This window comes from Rhizobium sp. S163 (assembly GCF_030380805.1).
Lineage (GTDB): Bacteria > Pseudomonadota > Alphaproteobacteria > Rhizobiales > Rhizobiaceae > Rhizobium.
The window spans coordinates 104,017-128,027 of sequence record NZ_JAUDSA010000007.1 but is presented as its reverse complement, the minus strand read 5'-3'; the positions used below and the strand labels follow the sequence as shown (position 1 = coordinate 128,027).

The 24,011-nt window shown below is 58.0% G+C and carries 22 protein-coding genes and 1 riboswitch; of the genes, 10 read left to right on the top strand and 12 right to left on the bottom strand.

Translation table 11 applies throughout. From position 1 onward, the window contains the following. Positions 1 to 3 precede the first annotated feature (3 nt). From QTL96_RS09255 to QTL96_RS09245, 3 genes are read right to left on the bottom strand one after another with little or no spacing between them, the layout of a single operon-like run. Entirely contained in the window at positions 4 to 861 is an 858-nt protein-coding gene (locus QTL96_RS09255) for a carbohydrate ABC transporter permease (protein ID WP_289727533.1), read from the bottom strand. Next, a complete protein-coding gene (locus QTL96_RS09250; protein ID WP_113197696.1) occupies positions 858 to 1,811 on the bottom strand; it encodes a sugar ABC transporter permease in 954 nt (317 codons plus the stop codon). The genes QTL96_RS09255 and QTL96_RS09250 overlap by 4 nt, the downstream gene beginning before the upstream one ends. A 4-nt stretch (positions 1,812 to 1,815) precedes the next feature. Beyond that, positions 1,816 to 3,102, bottom strand: coding sequence for a sugar ABC transporter substrate-binding protein (locus tag QTL96_RS09245; RefSeq protein ID WP_289727532.1), 1,287 nt, complete (start codon positions 3,100 to 3,102; stop codon positions 1,816 to 1,818). 226 nt (positions 3,103 to 3,328) lie between these two features. Between QTL96_RS09245 and QTL96_RS09240 the strand changes: the two genes are divergently transcribed. After that, positions 3,329 to 4,231, top strand: a complete 903-nt coding sequence (locus QTL96_RS09240; RefSeq protein ID WP_289727531.1) for a LysR family transcriptional regulator — start codon at positions 3,329 to 3,331, stop codon at positions 4,229 to 4,231. Positions 4,232 to 4,275: 44 nt separating this feature from the next. On the opposite strand, the gene QTL96_RS09235 is transcribed toward QTL96_RS09240, so the two are convergent. Then, entirely contained in the window at positions 4,276 to 5,286 is a 1,011-nt protein-coding gene (locus QTL96_RS09235; RefSeq protein ID WP_289727530.1) for a LacI family DNA-binding transcriptional regulator, read from the bottom strand. A gap of 159 nt (positions 5,287 to 5,445) precedes the next feature. On the opposite strand from QTL96_RS09235, the gene QTL96_RS09230 reads away from it, so the two are divergent. The 9 genes from QTL96_RS09230 to QTL96_RS09190 all read left to right on the top strand — a co-directional run bounded on the left by QTL96_RS09230 (position 5,446) and on the right by QTL96_RS09190 (position 15,700). Next, positions 5,446 to 6,474, top strand: a complete 1,029-nt coding sequence (locus tag QTL96_RS09230) for an ABC transporter substrate-binding protein (RefSeq protein ID WP_113197693.1) — start codon at positions 5,446 to 5,448, stop codon at positions 6,472 to 6,474. Positions 6,475 to 6,543: 69 nt separating this feature from the next. Further along, positions 6,544 to 8,784, top strand: a complete 2,241-nt coding sequence (locus QTL96_RS09225) for an iron ABC transporter permease (RefSeq protein ID WP_289727529.1) — start codon at positions 6,544 to 6,546, stop codon at positions 8,782 to 8,784. Beyond that, a complete protein-coding gene (locus QTL96_RS09220; protein WP_289727528.1) occupies positions 8,781 to 9,854 on the top strand; it encodes an ABC transporter ATP-binding protein in 1,074 nt (357 codons plus the stop codon). The genes QTL96_RS09225 and QTL96_RS09220 overlap by 4 nt, the downstream gene beginning before the upstream one ends. Positions 9,855 to 9,874: 20 nt before the next feature. Beyond that, positions 9,875 to 10,675 (top strand): inositol monophosphatase family protein, encoded by an 801-nt coding sequence (locus QTL96_RS09215; protein ID WP_289727527.1) that lies wholly within the window; start codon positions 9,875 to 9,877, stop codon positions 10,673 to 10,675. Positions 10,676 to 10,842: 167 nt separating this feature from the next. After that, positions 10,843 to 12,150: a sn-glycerol-3-phosphate ABC transporter substrate-binding protein UgpB gene (ugpB, locus tag QTL96_RS09210; protein WP_289727526.1), complete on the top strand. Its 1,308-nt coding sequence runs from the start codon at positions 10,843 to 10,845 to the stop codon at positions 12,148 to 12,150. Between the two features lie 68 nt (positions 12,151 to 12,218). After that, complete coding sequence (gene ugpA, locus QTL96_RS09205) at positions 12,219 to 13,100, top strand: sn-glycerol-3-phosphate ABC transporter permease UgpA (RefSeq protein ID WP_289727525.1); 882 nt, start codon at positions 12,219 to 12,221, stop codon at positions 13,098 to 13,100. A gap of 8 nt (positions 13,101 to 13,108) precedes the next feature. Beyond that, positions 13,109 to 13,957 carry a sn-glycerol-3-phosphate ABC transporter permease UgpE gene (ugpE, locus tag QTL96_RS09200; protein WP_112822024.1) on the top strand — a complete coding sequence of 283 codons (849 nt, stop codon included), beginning with the start codon at positions 13,109 to 13,111 and terminating at the stop codon, positions 13,955 to 13,957. Next, positions 13,957 to 15,048: a sn-glycerol-3-phosphate import ATP-binding protein UgpC gene (locus QTL96_RS09195; protein WP_289727524.1), complete on the top strand. Its 1,092-nt coding sequence runs from the start codon at positions 13,957 to 13,959 to the stop codon at positions 15,046 to 15,048. The genes ugpE and QTL96_RS09195 overlap by 1 nt, the downstream gene beginning before the upstream one ends. Positions 15,049 to 15,415: 367 nt before the next feature. Beyond that, entirely contained in the window at positions 15,416 to 15,700 is a 285-nt protein-coding gene (locus QTL96_RS09190; protein ID WP_289727523.1) for a hypothetical protein, read from the top strand. 219 nt (positions 15,701 to 15,919) lie between these two features. On the opposite strand, the gene nrdF is transcribed toward QTL96_RS09190, so the two are convergent. The 8 genes from nrdF to QTL96_RS09150 form a co-directional block, all read right to left on the bottom strand. Beyond that, positions 15,920 to 16,909: a class 1b ribonucleoside-diphosphate reductase subunit beta gene (nrdF, locus tag QTL96_RS09185; protein ID WP_289727522.1), complete on the bottom strand. Its 990-nt coding sequence runs from the start codon at positions 16,907 to 16,909 to the stop codon at positions 15,920 to 15,922. A gap of 15 nt (positions 16,910 to 16,924) precedes the next feature. Then, the gene (gene nrdE / locus QTL96_RS09180; protein ID WP_289727521.1) at positions 16,925 to 19,093 is read right to left on the bottom strand and encodes a class 1b ribonucleoside-diphosphate reductase subunit alpha; all 2,169 of its coding nucleotides are present in this window, start codon (positions 19,091 to 19,093) and stop codon (positions 16,925 to 16,927) included. After that, the gene (gene nrdI, locus QTL96_RS09175) at positions 19,063 to 19,476 is read right to left on the bottom strand and encodes a class Ib ribonucleoside-diphosphate reductase assembly flavoprotein NrdI (protein WP_289727520.1); all 414 of its coding nucleotides are present in this window, start codon (positions 19,474 to 19,476) and stop codon (positions 19,063 to 19,065) included. Before nrdI ends, nrdE begins: the two co-directional genes overlap by 31 nt. A 10-nt stretch (positions 19,477 to 19,486) precedes the next feature. Continuing rightward, positions 19,487 to 19,708, bottom strand: a complete 222-nt coding sequence (gene nrdH / locus QTL96_RS09170) for a glutaredoxin-like protein NrdH (protein WP_112942244.1) — start codon at positions 19,706 to 19,708, stop codon at positions 19,487 to 19,489. A gap of 249 nt (positions 19,709 to 19,957) precedes the next feature. After that, positions 19,958 to 20,180, bottom strand: a riboswitch (cobalamin riboswitch). Positions 20,181 to 20,514: 334 nt separating this feature from the next. Further along, entirely contained in the window at positions 20,515 to 21,117 is a 603-nt protein-coding gene (locus QTL96_RS09165) for an SCO family protein (protein ID WP_289727519.1), read from the bottom strand. Beyond that, the gene (locus tag QTL96_RS09160; protein ID WP_289727518.1) at positions 21,114 to 22,031 is read right to left on the bottom strand and encodes a copper uptake system-associated protein; all 918 of its coding nucleotides are present in this window, start codon (positions 22,029 to 22,031) and stop codon (positions 21,114 to 21,116) included. Before QTL96_RS09160 ends, QTL96_RS09165 begins: the two co-directional genes overlap by 4 nt. Before the next feature lie 14 nt (positions 22,032 to 22,045). After that, on the bottom strand, positions 22,046 to 23,419 hold the full coding sequence (locus tag QTL96_RS09155) for a PepSY domain-containing protein (protein ID WP_289727517.1): 1,374 nt from the start codon (positions 23,417 to 23,419) through the stop codon (positions 22,046 to 22,048). A gap of 80 nt (positions 23,420 to 23,499) precedes the next feature. Further along, a complete protein-coding gene (locus QTL96_RS09150) occupies positions 23,500 to 23,910 on the bottom strand; it encodes a hypothetical protein (protein ID WP_289727516.1) in 411 nt (136 codons plus the stop codon). Positions 23,911 to 24,011 lie beyond the last annotated feature (101 nt).

Sequence of the window (24,011 nt, the reverse complement as noted above, 5' to 3'; positions counted from 1 at the left end):
CCGCTAGAGCTTGACAGCTCCAGCCGCGAGGTCGGAGACGAGTTTTCGCTGCAGGAACATGAAAAGGATGAGCGTGGGCAAGGTGGAGATGACTGAAGCAGTCATCACCAGATTCCATTGTGTGGTGTACTCGCCAAAAAAGCCTGCGAGCCCGACGGGTACGGTCTTCTTTTCGTCCGATGTCATCAGCGTGAGGGCAAAAAGGAACTCATCCCAGCCAGAGACAAACGCGTTGACAGCGACCGTCACAACGCCCGGCCAGGCGATCGGGAGGATCACCTTGAAGATGATCTGCATCGTTGACGCGCCATCGAGCTTGGCAGCCTCGTCCAGGTCTTGCGGGATTGTATCCAGATAGCCCAGCAGCAGATAGATTGCGAAGGGCAGGTTCATAGCAGTGTAGGAAAGCACCAAACTGATCGGATTGTCGATAAGCCCGATCTTGAGAAACATCGAATACAGGGGTGTGATCAGGATTACGTAGGGAAAGAGCTGCGTGCAAACGACCAGAAGGAGAAGCACGCCGCGACCCTTGAAGTTGCGGTTGCGCGAAAATCCGTAGGCTGCGATCAGAGAGATGGTGACAGCTGCAACCGTCGAAATCGAACATATGACAATGCTGTTTTTCAGATACGCGGTGAACGGGGAATTTTCGAGCAATGCGTAGTAGTTGTCGAGCGTCACAGTGGTGAACAGGCGGAATGTCCGCGTGAATATTTCCCGGTCCGGGCGAAAGGAAATCAGCACCACCCAGATGAATGGGAAGGCAAGAACAAGCAGCAAACCTATGCCAAAAATGACTGTAACCAGATCTTTTGCCAAACGCGCATGAACGCGATGATTGCTTCGGGCCTGCATCATGTCGCTCCCTTGCCTTTGCGCGAGAGCAGAGCAAGGTAGCCGAGTGCAAAAGCGAACATGATGACGCTCATCAGGACACCGATCGCTGCACCTTCCCCGACGCGGTAGTCCACGAACGACACAGTGTACATTTTGGTCGCCAAGACCTGCGTGTAGTCCCCAGGACCGCCTCGCGTCGCCAGCCACACATAGACGAAATTGTTGAACGTCCAGATCGTTGTTAGGAGTGCGACCACCGCAATGACGGGCTTCAGCATCGGCAGGACTATCCGCATGTGGATTTGAAACTCCGACGCGCCGTCGATACGAGCGGACTCCTTCAGCTCCTTGGGTATCGATTGCAGCGCCGCAAGGAAGGTGATGATCACGAAGGGAAGCTCCCTCCAGATTAGCATAGCCTCGATGGCGCCCCATACTGTCGACGTTCTCGACAGGAAAGGGATGCCGCGCTCGATGAGCCCCAGAGACAGAAGCAACTGGTTTACCGCGCCATAGCGCGGATCCAGTAGCCACTTCCACGCTGCCACTGCGACAACGGGTGGGGTAACGAAGGGCACCAACACTAAAGAACGAACAAGCCAGCCAAGCCGCCACCTTTTGAAAACCTCGGCATTCAAGAGAATGGCTAGCCCTAGTCCGAACACCAGACGAAGGACGACCGTGACAAGCGTCTGCATGACGGCCGTGTTGAAGAAGGCCGCGGCCAGTCCGCCGCCCGTCAAAACAGCCGCGAAGTTGGCAAATCCGACCCACTGGTTGGACTGCCCCAGGTCAAAGAGGCTTACGTTCTGGAAACTGAGGGCGATGTTATAGAGTGCGGGCCCCGCAAAGAAAAATGCGAGAACCAGCATCGCGGGCAACACCAAGGCGTAGGGCTCGAGTGCGGGAGGCAGAAAACCCATTGTCACCCTGGCCGATGGTCGCCTTCGCTCGGACATCAGGACAGCCATGGAACTAGCCTTTGCCGCGAGCAAGCAGTTCGTTCAGCTGCTGGATAATCGCAGCGGCTGCTTCTTCGGGATCACGTTGACCGGAAAATACGGCTCCGAACTCGCGATTCACCAGCGCGGTCATGCTAGAGACGGGGATCGGCGAAGAAATGTAGCGTTCGAATGTCTGTGCTACCGGCAACATCTGGACATAGCCCTGTTCGGATGGCGGGAACGCCAATTTGGATATGAGCGACTTCTGTGCGGGATATTGATTATAGGTCTTGAACGTCTCGGGACCGGTCAGGTACTGGATGAACTCCCAAGCCTCCTTTGGATGCTTGCTGTTCGGATTGATGCCGAGCGCGCGGCCGCCGAGATGAGAAATCCGCTTGGCAGAACCCTTTGGGATCGGTGCGGTCAGCAGTGGCTGTTCGGACTGCTTTTCTGCTGCCCTGAAAGTCTGCGGTGGAAAGAAAGTGATGGCACAATCGCCTCGCCCCAGTCCACCGACCAATTCGGGATCACCCCAGGCATTGACGGTGATGAGGTTCTCCGGTGATGTGCCCTCGACGAAAAATCCGTTGAAGTAATTGATCGCTTTCGCAAGCTCTTCGGGCGTGACCGAAACCTTCCATTTGCCAGCATCGTCCTGGTCGACGAAGGTCGCTCCATTGCTCCATAGGTAATAATTTGCCAGGATCCACATTCCACTGTCGGGAGAACTCCCTGCGGGGAAACAGAACCCATACTGGTCAGCGTTCCCGCCGCCTACTGCCGATAGCTTCTTTGAGGCCTCGGCAAGAGCGTCCCAACTGTCAGGGAAATCCGTCACTCCTCCCGCCTTCAGCAGGTCTGGACGATACGCCATCGAGAAAGTATCGGCCGTCCAGGGAACGCCGAACACCTTGCCATCCATCGTGGCAAGATCGAGGGCCAGAAAGTCCTTCATCCCTGCGCCAGGGCTCTTTTCGGCGATCAACGGATCGAGTTCGAGCAGGAGCTTGGATTTTGCGAGATCGCGCGTCCACACGAATGCCAACTGCTGCACATCCGGTCCAGCGCCCGCTGGCACTTCACGTGCCAGCTGAGCAAGCGTGTCGCCACCCGACATCGTCTGCAGCTTGACCTGAATTTGCGGGTGACCAGCATTCCAAGCGTCGACCGCGGCAACGAGGCCCTGGATCTCGGTTGGCGGATCGAACTGACGAAATGTGAGTTCTATCTTTTCCTGCGCGGTCGAATACCCCGCCGAAGTGATAACGCTCAGCGCGGTGGAACAGAAAACCATGGCTATGCGGTTTTTGAGCATATGCTTCCTCCCTACCCCGATTAAATACTCTTTCTATCGGCCGCTAAATCACGCTCGCGTCACGGCGGCGGTCATACGGCAAATTTTTATTCAGCAATTGCATGACCTTAAAGGAATTGCTGCAACCGCGAATAGTCTACTTATTAAGTGCAGAATATAGCGCTTGGGCTTCTCGTCAAATGCAAACATGCTATACGTTATGCATAAATTGCATAGGGAGAGTGATGTGAAGGAGCTTCGGCAGTTTGTGGAAGTTGCAAACCAGCGATCGATATCGAGCGCAGCAAAGCGGCTGAACATCTCGCAGCCAGCCTTGTCGCGCGCGATCCGCCAACTTGAAGCGACCTATGGGGTGCCACTTTTCATGCGCACGGGGGCCGGGGTGGAACTAAGCGCCTACGGCTCGGCACTTTATAGCCGTGCGGTTCAGATACTGCCGGCTCTGGACGAAGCTCGCGACGAGATAGAGCACCTGCAAGGACGGACCAAGGCCGTCATTCGGATTGCCACGGGCGATCTCTGGGGCCTGGTCATCCTTCCTCGCGTCATTCGGGAGTTCGGCAAGACCCACCCGGACGTTCTCGTTGAAGTGAAGATAGCCGACGATGGAAGCCGCTTCGAGGGTCTGCGCCGCGGCGTATACGACTTGGTTTTCGGCACTTTGAGTTACAAGTACCAGGCTGTAATGCAGGTCGAATTTGAAACCTTCGTCCGTCAAGGAACCTTCGTTTACTGCGATCAGCATCATGAACTCGCGAACTCGACCACCATCGATGTTGAAGCACTACTTGAACAGCGATGGATCAGCCCGGGCTACGGCGACGAGGATGGTCCTAACCTGTTGAAGACCTTCGTCAGAGATTTTGCGGTGAGGGCGGATTCGATGCCACAGGCTCTGCTGGTATTGCGTGGTTCCCCTTATCTGATGGCGGCATCAAGCGGGTTCCGCGAACTCTTCAGGACACTGGGCATTGTGCACGTCGACGTAGGTGACTACGGCGGCGTTCAAGCTTCTGGGGCGATCTACGCTCCGCCTGCGATCGAAAAATCTGCCATCAGGGACTTTCTGAGACTTGTGAGGTCTGAGGTGACCCTACTTGAACTTCCTGTTTTGGAACAAACGCCATGACCCGAGCTTCACGCGAGGTGAGTAGCGCAGGAAGCCGGCCCAGCTCATCCCGCTCGGATCGACGTTCTCCAGACCAGCTCAGCGGTCAGTCGGACTGAGTGCGAACCGATATCATTGCCACTCTCGTCGATCGACAGCCACCCAACAGCCTTTGCAGCGATCTCGGCAACTGGTTGCGCAAATGTCGTCAGGCCGTAGGACAACCACGACGCCTGCTCGATGTCGTCGAAGCCTGCAACACATAGCTGATCTGGAACCGAGATGCCAAACTGATGGCGTGCAGCATCCATGAAACCGCAGGCAAGAAGATCGGTTGCGCAGAAGACCGCGTCCGGCCGGCGGGGCCTGGTGAGAAACCGTTGCGCCAGAACACGACCCGCTTCGTAACCGGTCCAGCCATACCGTTCGACGGAAACCTCAAGACCAAGTCGCGTGGCTGCGGCAACGAAACCGCGCTCACGCCCCATCAGGCTTGGCGTACCGGCATCAGAGTTGGCAAAGGCCAGTGACTTGCAGCCTGCCCGTGCGAATGCCGTGACGATCCGCTCTCCAGCTTCAAAATCGTCGAGATTTATCTTCAGCGGCCCCGGCTCGTCATCATCGCGATTGATCAGAACAAGTCTTTGTCCGTTTTTCAGGCAAAGTCTGACGATCGACGTGTCAGGTAGTCCTGACAATATGATCGAGGCATCGGCACGATAGCGGATCGCCTGTGACAGAGCACGATCCACACTGCCGTCCGAACGGTCGGTGTTGATCAGCATTGCCACCTTTCCGGCGTTTTGGAGCTTGCCTGTGAGCTCGCGCAGCAGTGCCGATCGATAGGGCGTGGCAACGTCCGACACGATTAGACAGACAATTCCGCTCTGGTTGCGCATTAGACCACGCGCAAGCTCATTGACGTGATAGCCCAAGGCTTCGGCTGCGTCCGTTACCTTTTTTCTCGTCTCCGCCGAGACGCTTGCGCCTGGCGTGAACGTTCGAGACACAGCAGACCTTGAGACGCCAGCGCGTTGCGCTACTTCGAGTGCACTGATGAAGTCCTTAGGCGGCATACTCCCCTCCGATGCTGCACGCGCTTGCAACGCTGTTCGCAGTCGCAAAATCCCTCTTGCCTTTCAGAAAACCATTGACAGTCTTTTCCGTCATATGCAAGCTTTGCACACGCTTGCAAAAGGCGGCGACGTGGAGGCGTCGTTCACACGGAGGAAATCATGAATTCGATAAAGCTCGCCACGGCCGCGCTAGCGGCAGCCACCGCGTTGTTTGCCCTGCCTGTCCATGCCGCCGGAAATCTCAACGTCATCTGCTCGGCAGACCAGCAGGTCTGTGACCTGATGAAGGGCCTCTTCGAAAAACAGACGGATATTTCGGTCAACATGGTTCGCCTTTCGGCCGGCGAGACCTACGCAAAAATCCGCGCGGAAGCGCGCAATCCCAAGACCGATCTGTGGTGGGCAGGGACCGGTGACCCCCACCTGCAGGCAGCCAGTGAAGGCCTGACCCTCGAATACAAGTCGCCACTCTTTGACCAATTGCAGGACTGGGCCAAAAAGCAGGCGGAAAGTGCAAACTTCCGCACTGTCGGCGTTTACGCCGGTGCTCTTGGCTGGGGATACAATACCGAGATCTTGCAGAAGAAAGGCCTGAAGGAGCCCAAATGCTGGGCCGATCTACTCGATCCTTCATATAAGGGCGAAATCCAGATCGCTAATCCGAACTCCTCGGGAACTTCCTACAACACGCTGGCAACGCTCGTCCAGATCATGGGCGAGGACAAGGCATTCGACTATCTGTCGAAGCTTAACGCCAACATCTCCCAGTATACGAAGTCGGGCTCTGCACCGGTGAAAGCTGCAGCGCGAGGGGAATCGACCATTGGCGTCGTCTTCATGCATGATGCGGTCGCTCAGACCGTTGAGGGCTTCCCGATCAAGGCGGTCGCGCCGTGCGAGGGGACGGGCTACGAGATCGGCTCGATGTCGATCGTCAAGGGCGCAAAAAACCTCGACAATGCAAAGAAGTGGTACGACTGGGCACTGAGTGCGGATGCCCAGTCCCACATGAAGGATGCGAAGTCCTTCCAGCTGCCATCCAACAAGTCTGCCGAAGTGCCTAAGGAAGCGCCGAAGTTCGAAGACATCAAGCTGATTGACTACGACTTCAAGAAATATGGCGATCCGGACGTCCGCAAGGCCCTCCTGTCGCGATGGGACAAGGAAATTGGCGCCAAGGCCAACTGATCGTATGACGAGGGCAGGGCCTTGTGGCTCCTGCCCTCCCATCGCCATGAAACGCTGCGGACAGTAGACATGACCTCTAGCAATCGCCGTCTCGATGTCGCCATCCTTATGGGTGTCGTGGCCTATGTTTTGTTGCCCTGGTATCGCATCGAAAGCGGCTTCTTCGGCTTCCAATGGCTGGCAGGCTATTTCTCCGACGCAGCAAGCGCACCGGCCGCAATCCAGATTGCAAGCGCTGGGCGCTGGTGGCTCCTCATCGTTGCTTTGCTCTTTGTTGCAGGTTCTCTTGCACGCCTCGTTCAAGACGCCCGAAGCCGCGGCCTTCTGCTCGCGGTTTGCGGCGGCGCCGGATTGACACTTCTTGCGCTTCAAGGACTGGCAATCACCTTCTCCGGCTGGTCATGGGCAGTCAGTGAGGCGCTCTTTGGGGCCTTGCCCGATGGGCAGCCGTCCATGGGTGCCGGTGCCGTTGTTGCCGGTATCGTCTTCGTGCTGTTCTTTTCATTCGGTCTTGCCGATCGCGGCGTCATGAAGGGTGATGCCTTCGTGGTCAGCGCCATATCGATGCTTGTGGTCCTGGTTGCAGTTTTCGTCTTTTATCCGGTCGGAAGCATGTTCATCGCCGCTTTCCAGTCCGTCGATGGTTCGTTTGACCCCAGCGGCTTTCTCAATACGATCCAGGATTCGTCGGTCTGGAGCCTTGGCTGTGTCGTCGGGGGCGAACGCTGCGGCGTGGCCTGGCGCACGCTATGGCTTGCAATCATGACGGCTGGCGGCGCAACTTTGCTCGGTCTCTGCTTCGCGCTGGTCGCAACACGGACCCGCTTCCCCTTCAAGAAGGGCTTGCGGCTGTTGACGATCCTGCCGATCATCACCCCACCCTTTGTCGTTGGCCTGGCACTGACACTCCTGTTTGGGCGCGCTGGCGTCGTGACACAATTGGCAGCATCCGCGCTCAGTATCGAGCCCGGCCGCTGGCTCTATGGTCTTACCGGCATATGGATCGCACAGGTCCTATCCTTCACGCCAATCTCGTTCCTTGTCCTGATTGGTGTCGTCGAGGGCGTTAGCCCTTCGATGGAAGAGGCGTCGCAAACGTTGCGGGCCGATCGCTGGCGTACCTTCTGGCGGGTTTCGCTTCCGTTGATGAAGCCCGGTCTCGCAAATGCCTTCCTGATCAGCTTCATCGAAAGCATGGCGGACTTCGGCAATCCGATGGTTCTTGGCGGCAGCCATGGTGTGCTTTCCACGGAGATCTTCTTTGCCGTCGTCGGATCGCAAAACGATCCGGCCCGCGCCGCCGTCCTTGCAATGATCCTGCTTGCCTTCACCATGTCGGCCTTCCTCGCCCAGCGACTTTGGCTGCAAGGGAAAAGTTATGCCACGGTCACGGGCAAGGGCGATTCTGGAGCCCATGCTGCCTTGCCGCGCGGCCTCTCAATCGCCGTTCATTCAATCGTCATTCCTTGGGCGCTGTTTACCGTCGTGGTTTACGCAATGATCCTTTTCGGCGGCTTCGTGCGCACCTGGGGCCTGGATAACAGCCTGACGTTCCAGCACTATATCAGCGCGTTTTCCATCGGCTGGCGCGAGGGCGGTGGGATAGCCTGGACCGGTGTAGCGTGGAATTCGTTCTGGACGACCATGGAAATCGCACTGATCTCCGCGCCGCTGACGGCAGCCGTCGGCCTGCTGACGGCCTATTTGATCGTGCGCCAGAAATTCGTCGGTCGTGGCGTCTTCGAATTTGCACTTATGCTGAGCTTTGCCATTCCAGGCACCGTAATTGGCATCAGCTACATCATGGCATTCAATCTTCCGCCGCTGGAGATGACCGGTACGGCCCTCATCCTGATTGCCTGCTTTGTCTTCCGCAACATGCCCGTCGGTGTGCGCGGCGGCGTGGCGGCCATGAGCCAGCTCGACAAAAGCCTCGACGAAGCATCTCTGACCTTGCGGGCAAACAGTTTCAGGACCGTAAGAAAAGTGATCTTGCCGCTCCTGCGCCCGGCAATCACCGCAGCTCTCGTCTACTCCTTCGTCAGGGCGATCACCTCGATCAGTGCCGTCATCTTCCTCGTCAGCGCCGAGTACAACATGTCGACGGCCTACATCGTTGGCCTGGTCGAGAACGGTGAATATGGCGTGGCAATCGCCTACTCGTCGGCACTCATCGTCGTCATGGTCATCGTCATCGGTGGTTTCCAGCTCCTGGTCGGTGAACGCCGGCTGCGCCGCGAAAACCGTGTCGCGCTCGCCGCACCGACGGCCAACCCAACCCTGCCGCTCAATCAGGAGAAAACAGCATGAGCAAGACTGTGCCCGGCTCCGTCACGTTCGAGAAGGTGAGAAAGACCTTTGGCGCCTTCACCGCCATTCCTGACCTGTCGCTCACCATCGAACCGGGAACGCTAGTCACCCTTCTTGGCCCATCAGGATGCGGCAAGACGACGACGCTTCGTATGCTTGCCGGCCTTGAGCACCCCTCTTCAGGGCGCATCCTGATCGGTGGCAAGGACGTGACGATGTTGCCGGCAAACGAACGCGACGTGTCGATGGTGTTTCAAAGTTACGCACTCTTCCCGCACATGACATCACTCGACAATGTCGCATACGGTCTGGAATCGTCAGGGATCAAGCGCAAGGAGGCGCGCGAGCGCGCCAGGGAAGCGATGAAGCTCGTCGGTCTGGAAGGCATGGGCGAGCGCCTGCCAGCCGAATTGTCTGGTGGTCAGCAGCAGCGCGTTGCCGTGGCGCGCGCCCTGGTCCTGGAGCCACAGGTGCTGCTCCTCGACGAGCCGCTCTCCAATCTCGACGCACGCTTGCGTCGACGGGTGCGCACCGAAATTCGCGACCTGCAGCAGAGATTGGGTTTCACCGCGGTCTACGTCACGCATGACCAGGACGAGGCTCTTGCCGTGTCAGACCAGATCATCGTGATGAAGGATGGCGAGATCGCGCAACAGGGCGCACCGCGCGATCTTTACGATGCGCCCGCCTCAGCCTTCATCGCCGATTTCATGGGCGAGGCCAATGTGCTGGCCTGTCAGGTCGAACGTATCGAAGATGGCGTCGCCCTGATCGATATCGGCGGGCTGAAGCATCGCGTGGCGGCCAGAAATGCGTCGGCCGGGCAGGCCGAACTGGCCATCCGGCCAAATGCAATTCAATTGAACCGTGCGACCCCAGACGGTGCCTTCACCGGAAGGATCACCCATGCCGCCTACCTCGGCGATCACGTCGAGTACGAGGTGGCGACGGGCAGGGGGAATTTGTTCGTCATCGATACGGCGGCCGACACACCCTTCGATACGACGACCGAAGTCACCATCAGCCTGAAGGACCGTGGAACAGCACTGATTACCGGCACGAACGGCTAAGATATTCTGAGAGGTTTGACATGACACCCTATACTTCACCAGGCCTGGATGCTCGCAGGGCCTTTGCGGAAGCGATCGCAAAGAAGGCCGGCGCCCTTGCACTTGGATACTTCGAAAAAAGAGAAAGCCTGGTCATAGAAACCAAGCGCGATCCCCAGGACGTCGTATCGATCGCTGACAGGGACGTCGAAAACCTCATTCGAGACGCCGTTCACGAAGCCTATCCTGGTGACGGCTTCCTCGGGGAAGAGTATGGGCTGGAAGCCGGTACGTCGGGCCGGGTCTGGGTGGTCGATCCGATCGATGGAACGAGCCCGTTCGTCAATGGCATGCCGAACTGGTGCATCTCAATCGCGCTTCTTGAGGATAACGTGCCTGTCGTCGGCGTTGTCTTTGCACCATGTCATGACGAACTTTACTCTGCGGCTGCCGGATCGGGTGCCACGTTGAATGGACAATCATTGTCCCTTGATCCATCCCGCACGATCCGCAATGCCGTGACCGGTATCGGGGCCAACAACCATGTCACCCCGGCATTCGTTGCGGCGATGGTGGAAAAACTGTTGTCTGCCGGCGGCAACTTCATTCGCAATGGATCCGGCGCGCTGATGCTAGCCTATGTGGCAGCAGGCCGTCTCGTGGGCTACTACGAACCCTATATGCATGCATGGGACTGCCTGGCTGGCTACTGCCTCGTCAAGGAGGCCGGCGGCTGGTACCACCCCTTCCCGACGGACGGGGACCGGCTGACGAAGGGAGCACCCGTTCTGGCGGCAGCACCTGGCGCCGTCGAGGATCTTCGCGCCATCGCCCAAATCTGACAACGCATGATTGCCGAGACCTGGACAGATCGCTTTGCGACCTTAGTTTCGACAGGAGAGAAATTTGAAGCCGGCTACCGGCTTTGACAGTTGTGACGCGCAGCCGACGGGGAGGTTGGCTGTGCAGCGCAGGCGCAAGATGCGCAAATGACCCAAAGGGAGGAAACATGTCTCGTCATTCAATCGCAATCGGCTTCGCCACAGCCCTTCTTTCAAGCACGATTGCGGGCAATGCATTTGCCGCTACGGAGTTGCAATGGTGGCATGCCATGGCCGGCGCCAACAACGAGGTTGTCGACCAGCTCGCCAAGGAATTCAACGAGAGCCAGGCCGATTACAAGATCGTTCCGGTGTTCAAGGGTACCTATCCAGAGGCATTGAACGCCGGCATCGCAGCCTTCCGGGCCAAAAAGGCGCCGGCTATTCTTCAGGTCTTCGACGCAGGCAGCGGCGTGATGATGGGAGCTGAAGGGGCCATCATGCCCGTCGCCGAAGTCCTCGAAAAGGGCGGCTACAAGTTCAACAAGGACGAATATCTTCCAGGCATCGCCGCTTACTATTCGAGGCCGGACGGGACGATGCTGTCGTTCCCCTACAACTCGTCCTCGCCGATCCTCTACTACAACAAGGACCTCTTCAAGAAGGCCGGGCTTGATCCAGAGGCCGCACCAAAGACCTGGCCTGACGTCATCGAGGCCGCCAAGAAAATCAAGGCAAGCGGCGCAGCTTGCGGCATGACATCGACCTGGCTTACCTGGATCCAGACCGAGAACTTCGCGGCATGGAACAATCTCTCCTACGGCAGCAACGAAAACGGTTTGGCGGGCACCGACGTCAAACTCGCCTTCAACACGCCTGACTTCGTCAAGCACTTCCAGGATATCGCCGATCTCGCCAAGGACGGTACGTTTCGCTATGGTGGCCGCACATCCGAAGCAAAGCAGCTCTTCACGTCGGGTGAGTGCGCTATCCTGACGGAATCATCCGGCGGACTGGGTGATATCATCAAAAGCGGCATGAACTACGGAATTGGGCAACTCCCTTACGAGCCGGGCGAGGGCCGCCCACAAAACACCATCCCCGGCGGCGCAAGCCTTTGGGTATTCGCTGGCAAGAGCGACGCCGAGTACAAGGGCATCGCCGAGTTCTTCCATTTCCTGTCGCAGACCAAGATCCAGGCGCGCCTTCATCAGGTGTCAGGCTATATGCCTGTGACAATGGCAGCCTATGAGGAGACAAAGAAGTCCGGCTTCTACGAAAAGAACCCGGGTCGCGAGACCCCGATCCTGCAGATGATGGGCAAGGCGCCGACGGAAAATTCCAAAGGCGTTCGTCTCGTCAACCTGCCTCAGGTTCGCGACATCATGAACGAGGAATTCGAAGCAATGCTTGCCGGCAAGCAGGATGCCAAGGCCGCTCTCGACAAGGCTGTCGAGCGGGGCAACGCGGCCATCCAGCAGGCGATCGCCCAGTAAGCTTGACCTGTCGATCATCCGCGTTCATGGGCGCGGATGATCACCTCTTCGCTCAAGGGGGTCTCCTCGTGCAAAATGTCGTCTTCCCCAATAAATTCCTTCCCTATTTCCTGTTGGCACCTCAGATCGTCCTCACGGTCGTGTTTTTCTTCTGGCCCGCCAGTCAGGCGCTTTATCAATCCATGCAGCGGGAAGACCCGTTCGGACTGAAGAGCGGCTTTGTCGGCCTGGCGAACTTTCGCAGGATCCTGAGCGATCCAAGCTACATTCATTCGCTCGAGGTCACCGTCGTGTTCAGTGTCGCAACTGCAGCACTGGCGATGGCAGCGGCGTTGACGCTCGCGACCGCTGTCGACCGTATCAGGCGGGGCCAGACGTTTTATCGCACGCTGCTGATCTGGCCGTACGCCGTGGCCCCCGCCGTCGCGGGCATGTTGTGGCTATTCATGTTCAATCCAGCGATGGGAAGCTTCGCCTACATGTTGCGGCGAGCAGGGTTTGCCTGGGATCCACTCTTGAACGGCGGACAGGCAATGGTCCTGGTCATCGTCGCGGCCGCATGGAAGCAGATTAGCTACAACTTCCTTTTCTTCGTCGCCGGTCTTCAGGCGATCCCGAAATCATTGATCGAAGCGGCAGCCATTGACGGCGCCCGCGGCAGCCGTCGGTTCTGGACAATCGTGTTTCCTCTGCTTGCGCCAACCACGTTTTTCCTGCTCGTCGTCAACACCGTCTACGCCTTCTTCGACACGTTCGGCATCATTCATGCGGTGACGGGCGGAGGGCCTGCCAAGGCGACCGAGACGCTGGTCTACAAGGTCTACAATGACGGCTTCGTCAATCTCGACCTCGGCTCGTCCGCTGCCCAGTCTGTCGTATTGATGATCATCGTGATTGTACTGACGGCAGTGCAATTTCGCTTCGTCGAACGCCGTGTCCACTATGCTTGAGGTTTGAGATGATCGACCGGCGCCCTGTTGCAAATATCACTGGCCATCTGATCCTCGTACTGGGGATCATCATTGTTGCCTTTCCGATCTATTACACGTTTGTCGCATCGACGATGACATCGGCGCAGATACTGCGGCCGCCCATCACCATGCTTCCGCAGGATCATTTTGTGGAGAACTATCACGACGCCTTGGTTGGTGGGGTAGAGCGGGTTGTTGGTGTCAGCCTCGAGCGGATGATGGTCAACACGATAATCGTTTCGACCTTGATCGCGCTTGGCAAGATCGTCATTTCCTTCCTGTCGGCATTTGCGATCGTGTTTTTCCGCTTTCCCCTGCGCATGGTGTTTTTCTGGATGATCTTCATTACCCTGATGCTGCCGGTGGAGGTTCGCATCCTGCCGACATACAAGGTCATCGTCGATCTCGGCATGATCGATACCTATGCAGGGCTCACGCTTCCCCTGATGGCATCGGCGACCGCAACCTTCCTGTTTCGTCAGTTTTTCCTGACGATACCCGGCGAACTTGTGGAAGCTGCCCGTATCGATAATGCTGGACCTCTGCGGTTCATGCGCGACATCCTCCTCCCGCTTTCACGTACCAACCTGGCGGCGCTCTTCGTCATTCTCTTCATCTACGGCTGGACGCAGTATCTCTGGCCCCTGCTTGTGACCAATGACGCGAGCATGTCGACGATTATCATCGGCCTGCGAAAAATGGTCGATTTTGCCGACGCAGCAACGCCCTGGAACCTCGTCATGGTCACGGCGATCCTTGCAATCATCCCACCGATCCTCGTTGTCGTTTTGATGCAGCGCTGGTTCGTGAAGGGCCTCGTGGAGACAGAAAAGTAATGGCAAGCATCACGATCAGAGACGTTCGCAAGACATATCCAGGTGGCTTCGAGGCAATCAAAGGCGTTTCGCTCGACATCGCCGATGGTGAAATGGTCGTACTTGTGGGGCCATCGGGCTGCGGCAAGTCCACGTTGCTGAGGATGATTGCGGGACTGGAAACGATCTCGGATGGAGAGATCGCGATCGATGGACGCGTTGTAAATAATCTGGAGCCGTCAGAGCGTGACATCGCCATGGTCTTCCAGAACTACGCACTTTATCCGCACATGACCGTCCGCCAGAATATGGCCTACGGCTTGAAGAACAGGAAAATGGCAGCTACGGAGATTGAACGACGGATCGCCGCAGCCGCCGGTTCCCTTGAAATCGGTGCTTTGCTCGACCGCAGGCCACGCCAGCTATCAGGTGGACAAAGACAGCGCGTTGCGATGGGCCGGGCAATCGTGCGTGAGCCGAAAGCATTCTTGTTCGATGAACCGCTTTCCAATCTCGATGCAAAATTGCGCGTGCAGATGCGCGTGGAAATCCGCCGGCTTCAGCGTACGCTGGCCACGACAAGCGTCTATGTGACGCATGACCAGATGGAGGCCATGACACTTGCCGATCGCCTTGTCGTGCTGAATGGCGGACAGATTGAACAGGTCGGAACGCCAATCGAGCTTTACGAGCGGCCGGCCACTACGTTCGTGGCAGCCTTCATTGGTTCGCCGGCTATGAACCTCGTCACCGCCGAGGCGTTGGGCACCGACGCTCCCGGCCTGTCGCTTCCCCTTGGAGTGGCGACCATCGGGGTTCGCCCTGAGGACTTGAAAATCTCCGACACGCGAAAGGGTTCAACATTCAGCCTTGCGGTCGACATCGGCGCCATCGAACTTGTCGGTGCAGAAAGCTACATTCATGCCACGACGACTGGCGGGGTGGAGATTGTTTTTCGAGTAGCAGGCAGATCGACGATGGCTATAGGCAGCCGGGTAATGCTTCAGGCCGAACCGGACGCCGTCCACTGTTTCGACAGTGCAGGTCGCCGTGTCGCGACACCTGTGGAGACATTCGGCTCCACCCACGTGATCAATCCGCAAAGCGGTTGAGTTCGCGCAGCGACCTGCGATTTTGGAGGAGGCATAATCCATCGCGTCCTGACAATGAGGAAACGGCTGGGATGCCCCTCCCGGGGGAGGTGACAGCAAGGCGCTCATGGAGAAACGACGTACAACACGTCGCCTTCAAGGCACCCATCTTGCTATCGGAAAAGTCTTCACTATCTGGAGTCCAGATTTTGGAGCCCGGCATGGACGAACACCTATCTACTAGTCACTACGACGAAGACATGATCGACATTCTGCCACCTCAACCGGGGATACGCGCGGGGTCGCGGACGTCTGCCTGCGACTGCTGCGGGCGGCCTGCGGTACTGGATGAGGATTGCTGCGGCATCTGCGAAGAGTGTCTTTCGCCATGACGGATCCCGAGGCAGAAATCTCGGATTTCCAGCGAGCTCTCGCGCGACTTCCGACCGGGTTCTTCAAGGGCGAGTTTAACGGCCGGAGCTGGGGCATAACTATACGCCGATCCGACAATGAGCGTCGCATCTGGCTGTTCGCAGAAGAACTTGCAGGAAACGACGTTGTCTCCTTCAATCTCTATCAAACCAGCCAGATGCTTCCTTTGCTGAAGCCGTGCGAGATGTCTTCGTCGAAAGTTATCGACTTCGTCCTTGGTGTCCAGCCCGGCGCCGAGTGATAAGATCAGAGGCGGCGCAGGCCTTGTCATGGACACTGCTGTGCCACAGCTCCCAAAATCCCGAGAACAAACGAGTATGAGTTGGTCACAAGCGAACAGTTTAGCCAAAGAGTATGTGATCGAGCCGGCGCTCGGGGTCGCAGAGCAGATCGGCTTTCAGGATCACACCACCAGCGCAAGCTGGTGGTCACCCTTCGCCAAAGCAGCTAGTGCGCGACTTCAGAAATCCCAGTCTTCGTCTTCGGTGGCAACGGCCTTGCCGATGACGTAGGAAGAACCGGATCCGGAGAAGAAGTCGTGGTTCTCGTCGGCGTTGGGCGAGAGCGCCGATAAGATAGCCGGATTGACCTTGCATGCTTCAGCCGGAAACAGTGCCTCGTAGCCGAGGTTCATCAGCGCTTTGTTGGCGTTGTAATGCAGGAACTTCTTGACGTCCTCGGTGAGGCCGACGCCGTCATAGAGCGCCTCGGTGTACTTCGCCTCGTTGTCGTAGAGTTCCAACAGCAAATCGAAGGCGAAGTCCTTGATCTCCTGGCGCCGCGCCTCAGGCAAGCGCTCGACTGCCCGCTGGAACTTGTAGCCGATATAATAGCCATGCACGGCCTCGTCGCGGATGATGAGGCGGATCATGTCGGCGGTGTTGGTGAGCTTGGCGCGGCTCGACCAGTACATCGGCAGATAGAACCCGGAATAGAACAGGAAGCTTTCGAGGAAGACCGACGCGACCTTCTTCTTCAGCGGATCATCGGACGCGTATTGCTCCATGACTAGTGCCGACTTCCGCTGCAGGAACTCGTTCTCCTCCGACCAGCGATAGGCATCGTCGACATCGGGTGTCGAGCACAGCGTCGAGAAGATCGACGAATAGGAGCGTGCGTGCACCGCTTCCATGAAGGAGATGTTGGAAAGCACCGCCTCCTCATGCGGGGTCACAGCGTCGGCCATGAGTTTCACCGAGCCGACGCCGTTCTGGATCGTGTCGAGCAGCGTCAATCCGGTGAAGACCCGGATGGTCAGTTGCTGCTCTTCCGGCTTGAGCGTCGCCCAGGACGGGATGTCGTTCGACAGCGGCACCTTTTCCGGCAGCCAGAAATTGCCGGTAAGGCGGTTCCAGACCTCGAGGTCCTTGTCATCCTCGATCCGGTTCCAGTTGATGGCGCGCACGGACGCGGCGACCTTCGGGGTTTTGGTCTTCACTTGAATGTTCATCTTGCTCACCTGGGATCAAAGGGCGCAGGAGACGCAGCCCTGCACTTCCGTGCCGGTCAGCGCCATCTGGCGAAGGCGGATGTAGTAGATGGTCTTGATGCCCTTCTTCCACGCATAGATCTGCGCCTTGTTGATGTCGCGCGTCGTCGCGGTGTCGCGGAAGAACAGCGTCAGCGACAGGCCCTGGTCGACATGCTGGGTGGCCGCCGCATAGGTGTCGATGATCTTCTCCGGCCCGATCTCGTAGGCATCCTGATAATAGTCGAGATTGTCGTTGGTCATGAAGGCGGCCGGGTAGTAGACGCGGCCAATCTTGCCTTCCTTGCGGATCTCGATCTTGGAGACGATCGGGTGGATCGAGGAGGTCGAGTGATTGATGTAGGAGATCGATCCCGTCGGCGGCACGGCCTGCAGGTTCTGGTTATAAAGCCCACCTTCCATGACAGCCTTCTTCAACTCCAGCCAGTCGCCCTGCGTCGGGATGTGGATGCCTGCCGTCTCAAACAGTTCAGCCACGCGCGCCGTCGCTGGCATCCATTCGCTTTCAGTGTACTTGTCGAAATAGTCGCCCGACGCGTACTTCGAGTTCTCGAAGCCCTTAAAGCTCTGGCCACGCTCGACCGCGAGCCGGTTCGACGCGCGGATGGCATGATAGGTTACGGTGTAGAAGTAGATGTTGGTGAAATCGACGCCCTCTTCGGAACCGTAATAGATGCGTTCGCGGGCAAGATAGCCGTGAAGGTTCATCTGGCCGAGACCGATCGCGTGGCTGTCGGCATTGCCCTTGGCGACCGATGGGACCGAGGTGATATTGCTCATGTCGGAAACGGCGGTCAGCGCCCTGATCGATGTTTCGATCGTCTTGCCGAAATCAGCCGAGTCCATCGCCGCGGCGATGTTCAGCGAGCCGAGATTGCAGGAGATATCCTTGCCCATGTGATCGTAGGAGAGATCGGCATCATAGGTGCTGGCATCGCTAACCTGCAGGATTTCCGAGCACAGATTGCTCATGGTGATGCGCCCGGCGATCGGGTTCGCCTTGTTCACCGTGTCTTCGAACATGATGTAGGGATAACCGCTCTCGAACTGGATCTCGGCTATCACCTGGAAGAAGTCACGCGCCTTGATCTTTTTCTTCTTGATCCTGGAGTCGGCCACCATCTCGCGGTATTTCTCGGTGACCGAGATCTCGCTGAAGGCGACGCCATAGACGCGTTCGACGTCGTAGGGCGAGAACAGGTACATGTCCTCGTTGTTCTTGGCGAGTTCGAAGGTGATATCGGGCACGACGACGCCGAGCGACAGCGTTTTGATACGGATCTTCTCGTCGGCATTCTCGCGCTTGGTGTCGAGGAAGCGCATGATGTCGGGGTGGTGGGCATTGAGGTAGACAGCTCCCGCGCCCTGGCGCGCGCCGAGCTGGTTGGCGTAGGAGAAACTATCTTCCAGGAGCTTCATGACCGGGATGACGCCCGACGACTGGTTTTCGATCTGCTTGATCGGCGCGCCGGCCTCGCGCAGGTTCGTCAGAGACAGGGCGACCCCGCCGCCGCGCTTGGAAAGCTGCAGCGCCGAATTGATGCCGCGGGCGATGCTCTCCATGTTGTCCTCGATGCGTAGCAGGAAGCACGAGACGAGTTCGCCGCGCTGCTTCTTGCCCGCATTGAGGAAGGTCGGCGTCGCCGGCTGGAAGCGGCCGGAAATGATCTCGTCGACCATATCGCGGGCGAGCCCCTCATTGCCGCGCGCCAGCGCCAGAGCCACCATGCAGATGCGGTCTTCGTAGCGCTCCAGATAGCGCTTTCCGTCGAAGGTCTTCAGCGTGTAGCTGGTGTAATATTTGAAGGCGCCGAGGAAGGTCGGGAAGCGGAACTTCTTGTCGTAGGCGTGGTCGAACAGATCGCGGACGAAGTTGAACGAGTACTGGTCCAGCACCTCCTGCTCGTAGTACCCCTCCGTCACGAGGTAATCGAGCTTCTCCCTGAGATTATGGAAGAAGACAGTGTTCTGGTTCACGTGCTGCAGGAAATACTGCTTCGCCGCCTGCCGATCCTTGTCGAGCTGAATCCTGCCGTCCTCGTCATAGAGGTTCAGCATCGCGTTCAGCGCGTGATAGTCGAGCGTCGCGTCGGCTATCTTGGTGTCTGTCGCCTTCAAGGGGCGTTCGAGAACTGCCGTGTCCAAAATCGTTCCAATCCGTGTGTGACATTGGCGACATCCTCATCCGTGCCGAGAAGCTCGAACCTGTAGAGGTAAGGCACCTGGCATTTCTTGGATATGATGTCGCCGGCAAGCCCGAAGGTCTCGCCGAAGTTGCTGTTGCCCGCGGCAATCACGCCCCGGAGGTTCGAACGGTTGTCCGCATCGTTGAGGAAGCGGATGACCTGTTTGGGCACGGCGCCCTTGCCGCCGTCGCCGCAATAGGTCGGGACAACAAGCACAAAGGGACGTTGCGCGGTCAGCGTGAGCTGCGCACTGACGGGAATGCGCGATGCCGGCAGCCCGAGTTTTTCGACAAAGCGATGGGTGTTCTCGGATCTGCTGGAGAAATAGACGAGCTCACCCACCGGCCGATCCTCAGGCCAGCGCGCTGATCATGTCCGGACGGAAGCCCGCCCAGTGCAGGTCGCCGGCGACGACGACGGGAACCTGGCGATAGCCGAGACCTTGCACGAGCTCGTAAGCCGCCGTGTCGGTCGAGACGTCGATCACGTCATAGTTGATCCCCTGGCGGTCAAGCGCGCGGGTGGTCGCCGTGCATTGGACGCAGGCGGGCTTGCTGTAGACGGTAATGCTCATGATAATCCCCGTGTCGGATAGGCGTGCGATAGCGATCGGACATCCGCCGATGTCCGGGCAAAAATGATGGATGATGAAAGCAGCCGCTTGCGGTCGCCGGACGCTCAGGCGCCCGTCACTCGCGCTGACGGAACTCGAAACTTAAGATCATAAGACTTGCACCCCGAAGTGGCTCATGCGGCGGTCAGGGGAAGCGGTACGCACGGCAACATCCCGCACGCAATCGCGACCTTCCGGACACCCCGCCCGTGGACGTTCTCGTTACAAGGCAGGTCTCCTGGCTTGCGGGTCGTCACACCCGATCTGCCTTCCCAATGCCCTCAAGGCATCAGTGGACGTATCGATCGAATGCTCACCGCTTACAGTTGCGGGGGCAGCTCCGGCATTACTTGGCCCATCATGGGCCTCACGCACCGTATTCCCGTCTTAGCTTCCGACGCGAATCGAAAGAACCTTGAACACTAGATATAGTATACGAGGCTAAAATCTCGTCAACGGGTGCGAGTGGTTATTCTCATCTTCCTTCGCAACGGATCCAAGGGCTGGGGATCAAGGGCAGGGGATGACGGGGGGGGCAAACAGCGAAAAACCATGAGCAAGCCATGGGCCAGGCGTCGGATACCGGTCCTGTTGCCACTCAAAGCCAATGCTGACGCACTGCTGATTACGGATGCGTCACGAGGCACTAAAGCCTCAACGTGACCGCGGCTCCAACTTCGATGTAAAAAGCCATCACCGTGCGAATGGCGCAGCGCCCAGGTCCGCTCGACATATGGCGCTTCTCCACTCGTTAAATGACGGTTATCTCAAACGCCTTTAGGTTCGCTGAGCAGCAGATGACGGATCTTTGCAATCGCATCTTCCCGGTCGGCACCATAGGGGATCAATCCCTTCAGGCGGCCGTCTGCACCAATCAGAAGCAATGAGACCGTGTGGCTCATGTGATAGTCACCGTCCTCGCTGGCCTCCTTTGCGGCATGGATAAACCAGCCATCGGCCACCTTCTTCATCTCGTCTGGGCTTCCGGTAATACCGCGAATGCGCGAGCTGAAGGCGGTGACGTAGTTGTGCATCACCTCCTGCGTGTCACGCTCCGGATCGATGGAGAAGAACAAAGCGTTCAGGGACTTTCCCTGATCTCCAAGAGCATTCATCCAATCGACCACCTCGTACATCGTTGTCGGGCAAACCTCCGGGCAATTCGTGTATCCGAAATAAACCAGCGCGGGGCGGCCGTGGAAGATCGATTGGTCGACAGCGTTTCCGCGATCGTCGATGAGGGAGAAGCTGGCATCGAAGCGACCAGTTCGCGGTTCATCGGCATAAACCCATATCATGACGCCGATCAAGGCGAGGAAGAGCGCACCGCCGGCTGACAACGCGGTGATTGCAAGCGTTCGCGCTTTCATTGTGCATGCCCCTCATGTCCACTATGGCTACTGTCTGCGCTCGTCTCCTTTCCCATCATCACGGTGCCTTCGAAACTGGCAAAGAGTGAAACGACATTGGGATCGAGCTTTGCCTCGGCTGCGCGTAGCGAAGACGACAGGGCCGACGCGTCGCCAGTCGACAGGCCGATCTTCTCCAGAGACGCAGCATCCTTGATCCCATCTCCGCTGCAAAGATGCAGTCGCCAGCCGTGCGCGGTTTTCATAAGAAGAGCCCGACCACCCCGGCCATCTTGTTGCCATCCGGCAATCGCCCAATCACCCTGGACAACGACCGGTTCAACAACGAGCGGCTTTTCCGGTCGATCAAACATGATCTTCAGTGTCGCGGGAATCGATTGAGAAGGGTCATCCGGGGCCGCTTTCGCGTCCATGTCCATGCCCGGCATCTCCATCGACGTGTGGTCGCTTCCGTCGCGTCCAACGTAGAGCGGCCCAGCGATCGGACCGACATCGAACATGACGTCGACGCTACCGGCTCGTTCGAACGTCAACGTGGCCTTGATCTCTTCTCCTTGCTTGAAGGGTTGTTGGACATCCATGAACATCAGATGGCTCCCGCCGGGTTGCAGATCAACTGTCTGCCCGGAAGGCACGTCGATGCCGTCTTTCATCTCCCGCATGACCATGATGCCGTTGCTGGTGCTCATTTCGTGCATCTGCACTGATCGGGCTCGATCGGCACTTGCTGAGACCAATTTGTCGGCTTGTGTTCCATTATTCCTGATGGTGAGGTAGCCACCACCAACCTTGGCGCCTGGCACCATGGCACGAACGGCGGGCCTTTCGATACTGATGGGGCCGATGCTGGCCTCGTGTGCAAGGGCCGAAGTGCTCAGAAAAAGTCCTGCGAGTAAAACTGCGAATTTCGCCATTGTGTCGCCTCCGTTCAGGCAAATGCGCGCCGAAGCGGCGGGATTGTTCGGATGAAGGCCTGATCGATTAGTATCATCGCCGCGATGGCAATTCCCGTCAGCGGGAACGCAAGCGCGAAGACAAGCGCAATCGACCAAAGACCAACATAGACCGACCGGCGGGGCGGGGCTGGAGGAACACCGATCCGGCCAGAGGGACGTCGCTTCCACCACATGACCACCCCACTCACGCAGCAGAGAATAATACCAAGGCAGGTGGCCAGCATCAGGAACTGGTTGAGGCGACCGAATTCCTGCCCCTGATGAACGTTGATGCCCCACTCGATGGCTCTGCCAAAAACCGGGTATTGTCCATAGGAGATGTCCACGAGCGGCTTTGCGGAATACTGATCGATATGGATCATCCGTTCCCTCGAGAGATCATCCGGGTAGACTGCCGCGGAGTAGACGCCTGTTTCGTCGACAGGCACTGCCATATCGAAGCCTGGCATCAACCCTGCGGCCCTCGCGACCTCGACTGCGCGGTTCAGGCCGATTGGCGCCTTCGACTGCGCAGCTGCAATATCAGAAAGTGGAACGGGGGCTTGTTCGACGGCCCAACCAACGACGGGAAGAATGTCCTGCGTTACCTTTTGTGACTTGGGAACGTCATCCCAGAGCTGCGCGGGATAGCCGAGGCCATGGTTGCCGAGCCAAGCCTGGACGTTGGCGCCCCAGTATCCCGACCAGGGCATACCGGTGGCAGCCAGGAAGAAGATCAAAATGCCGGCGAAGGCGCCGATGACTGCGTGGGTGTCGCGCCAGAAGACGCGCTTGCTCGGTGTACCACGAACCGTAACGACGCCTCCGGTCTGTCGACGCGGCCACCATAAGTAAATGCCGGTTGCAACCAGCACCATGGCGAACCCGCCGGTGACCTCGATCAGTTTGTTTGGGAAATCTCCGAAGAGCGCGAGACTATGGATGCGCTTGACGACGTAGTTGAACTCCTGCGTTGATCCTACGGTGTCGAGAACCTTCCCATCGTAAGGGTTGATGAAGACAAGAGTTGAGCCGGTATTGCCGGACACTGTGACAATGGCGGAGCGCTCGGGCGTCGCCGGATCCTTGTAAGAGCTAAGTTTGGAGCCGGGAATGGCAGCTACCGCAATCTCTGCGAGCTTTTCTGGTGCCAGCACCTTGCCAGCGGGGATCACGTCGTAGCGATAGGCAAAGACACTATCGTTGATTTCGTCCTTGAAGAGATAGATCGAGCCAGTGACCGCAAGGTTGAGCAGAAAGGGGAGGACAAGCAGCCCGGCAAAGAAATGCCAGCGCCAGATGGCGCGGTAAAGCGAGACGCCCGATGTGGCGTCATCCGCCGGAATGGCGGAGGTGATAATAGACATGATGAGGTCCGATATCCGCGGCAGTCGCCAGGAGCGCAGCCGAAAAACAGGGCACGCCCCAGCCCTGGCTGACGCGCGGTTCAGGCAATGGTCGGATCGGACGGCGGGGCTCGGGGCCCAGTATTCGGCGGGTACAGTTGCCGATGAAACTCGATCACGCGCCGGGGAAGTTCGTTCTCAAGCCCGAATGCGACTGCCAAGCCAGCGATGTCGCCAGGCGCCGGCAAAAGAACGGAAGCGCCAATGCGGCAGGCTTCGCAGCCCTGATTGTGAAATTTGTGGTGAGTGTTCGTCTTGCCGTCGGCATCCGTCACCGTCGCGCAGAGCGTCGGCAATGTTCCGTCCGGCATAACGAACTGCGCGAATTGCACGGGATCTGTCGGATCAAAAGCAGCGGCGGGAGCCTGATGTGCAAACCCGACGAAAACGAGAGCGATGGCGCAAAGACTTCGCACCAGCCACGCTTCAAATCGGGTAACAGAGTTCCGCATAATTCCCCCCCGCCCTGCGGCGTGATCCACTGATAAACGGAACGAAATTGAAACTCAATGCGGCAATATCGCCTAGTGTTGGCGGGATCGCTCGAGCCCTC

Coding starts and splice junctions, on each gene's coding strand:
- QTL96_RS09220 (WP_289727528.1), top strand. CDS start 8,781: ATGAGCAAGACTGTGCCCGGCTCCGTCACGTTCGAGAAGGTGAGAAAG.
- nrdF (WP_289727522.1), bottom strand. CDS start 16,909: ATGAACATTCAAGTGAAGACCAAAACCCCGAAGGTCGCCGCGTCCGTG.
- ugpB (WP_289727526.1), top strand. CDS start 10,843: ATGTCTCGTCATTCAATCGCAATCGGCTTCGCCACAGCCCTTCTTTCA.
- QTL96_RS09195 (WP_289727524.1), top strand. CDS start 13,957: ATGGCAAGCATCACGATCAGAGACGTTCGCAAGACATATCCAGGTGGC.
- QTL96_RS09250 (WP_113197696.1), bottom strand. CDS start 1,811: ATGGCTGTCCTGATGTCCGAGCGAAGGCGACCATCGGCCAGGGTGACA.
- QTL96_RS09230 (WP_113197693.1), top strand. CDS start 5,446: ATGAATTCGATAAAGCTCGCCACGGCCGCGCTAGCGGCAGCCACCGCG.
- ugpE (WP_112822024.1), top strand. CDS start 13,109: ATGATCGACCGGCGCCCTGTTGCAAATATCACTGGCCATCTGATCCTC.
- QTL96_RS09215 (WP_289727527.1), top strand. CDS start 9,875: ATGACACCCTATACTTCACCAGGCCTGGATGCTCGCAGGGCCTTTGCG.
- nrdH (WP_112942244.1), bottom strand. CDS start 19,708: ATGAGCATTACCGTCTACAGCAAGCCCGCCTGCGTCCAATGCACGGCG.
- QTL96_RS09225 (WP_289727529.1), top strand. CDS start 6,544: ATGACCTCTAGCAATCGCCGTCTCGATGTCGCCATCCTTATGGGTGTC.
- QTL96_RS09165 (WP_289727519.1), bottom strand. CDS start 21,117: ATGAAAGCGCGAACGCTTGCAATCACCGCGTTGTCAGCCGGCGGTGCG.
- QTL96_RS09160 (WP_289727518.1), bottom strand. CDS start 22,031: ATGGCGAAATTCGCAGTTTTACTCGCAGGACTTTTTCTGAGCACTTCG.
- QTL96_RS09190 (WP_289727523.1), top strand. CDS start 15,416: ATGACGGATCCCGAGGCAGAAATCTCGGATTTCCAGCGAGCTCTCGCG.
- QTL96_RS09255 (WP_289727533.1), bottom strand. CDS start 861: ATGATGCAGGCCCGAAGCAATCATCGCGTTCATGCGCGTTTGGCAAAA.
- QTL96_RS09150 (WP_289727516.1), bottom strand. CDS start 23,910: ATGCGGAACTCTGTTACCCGATTTGAAGCGTGGCTGGTGCGAAGTCTT.
- QTL96_RS09245 (WP_289727532.1), bottom strand. CDS start 3,102: ATGCTCAAAAACCGCATAGCCATGGTTTTCTGTTCCACCGCGCTGAGC.
- QTL96_RS09235 (WP_289727530.1), bottom strand. CDS start 5,286: ATGCCGCCTAAGGACTTCATCAGTGCACTCGAAGTAGCGCAACGCGCT.
- QTL96_RS09155 (WP_289727517.1), bottom strand. CDS start 23,419: ATGTCTATTATCACCTCCGCCATTCCGGCGGATGACGCCACATCGGGC.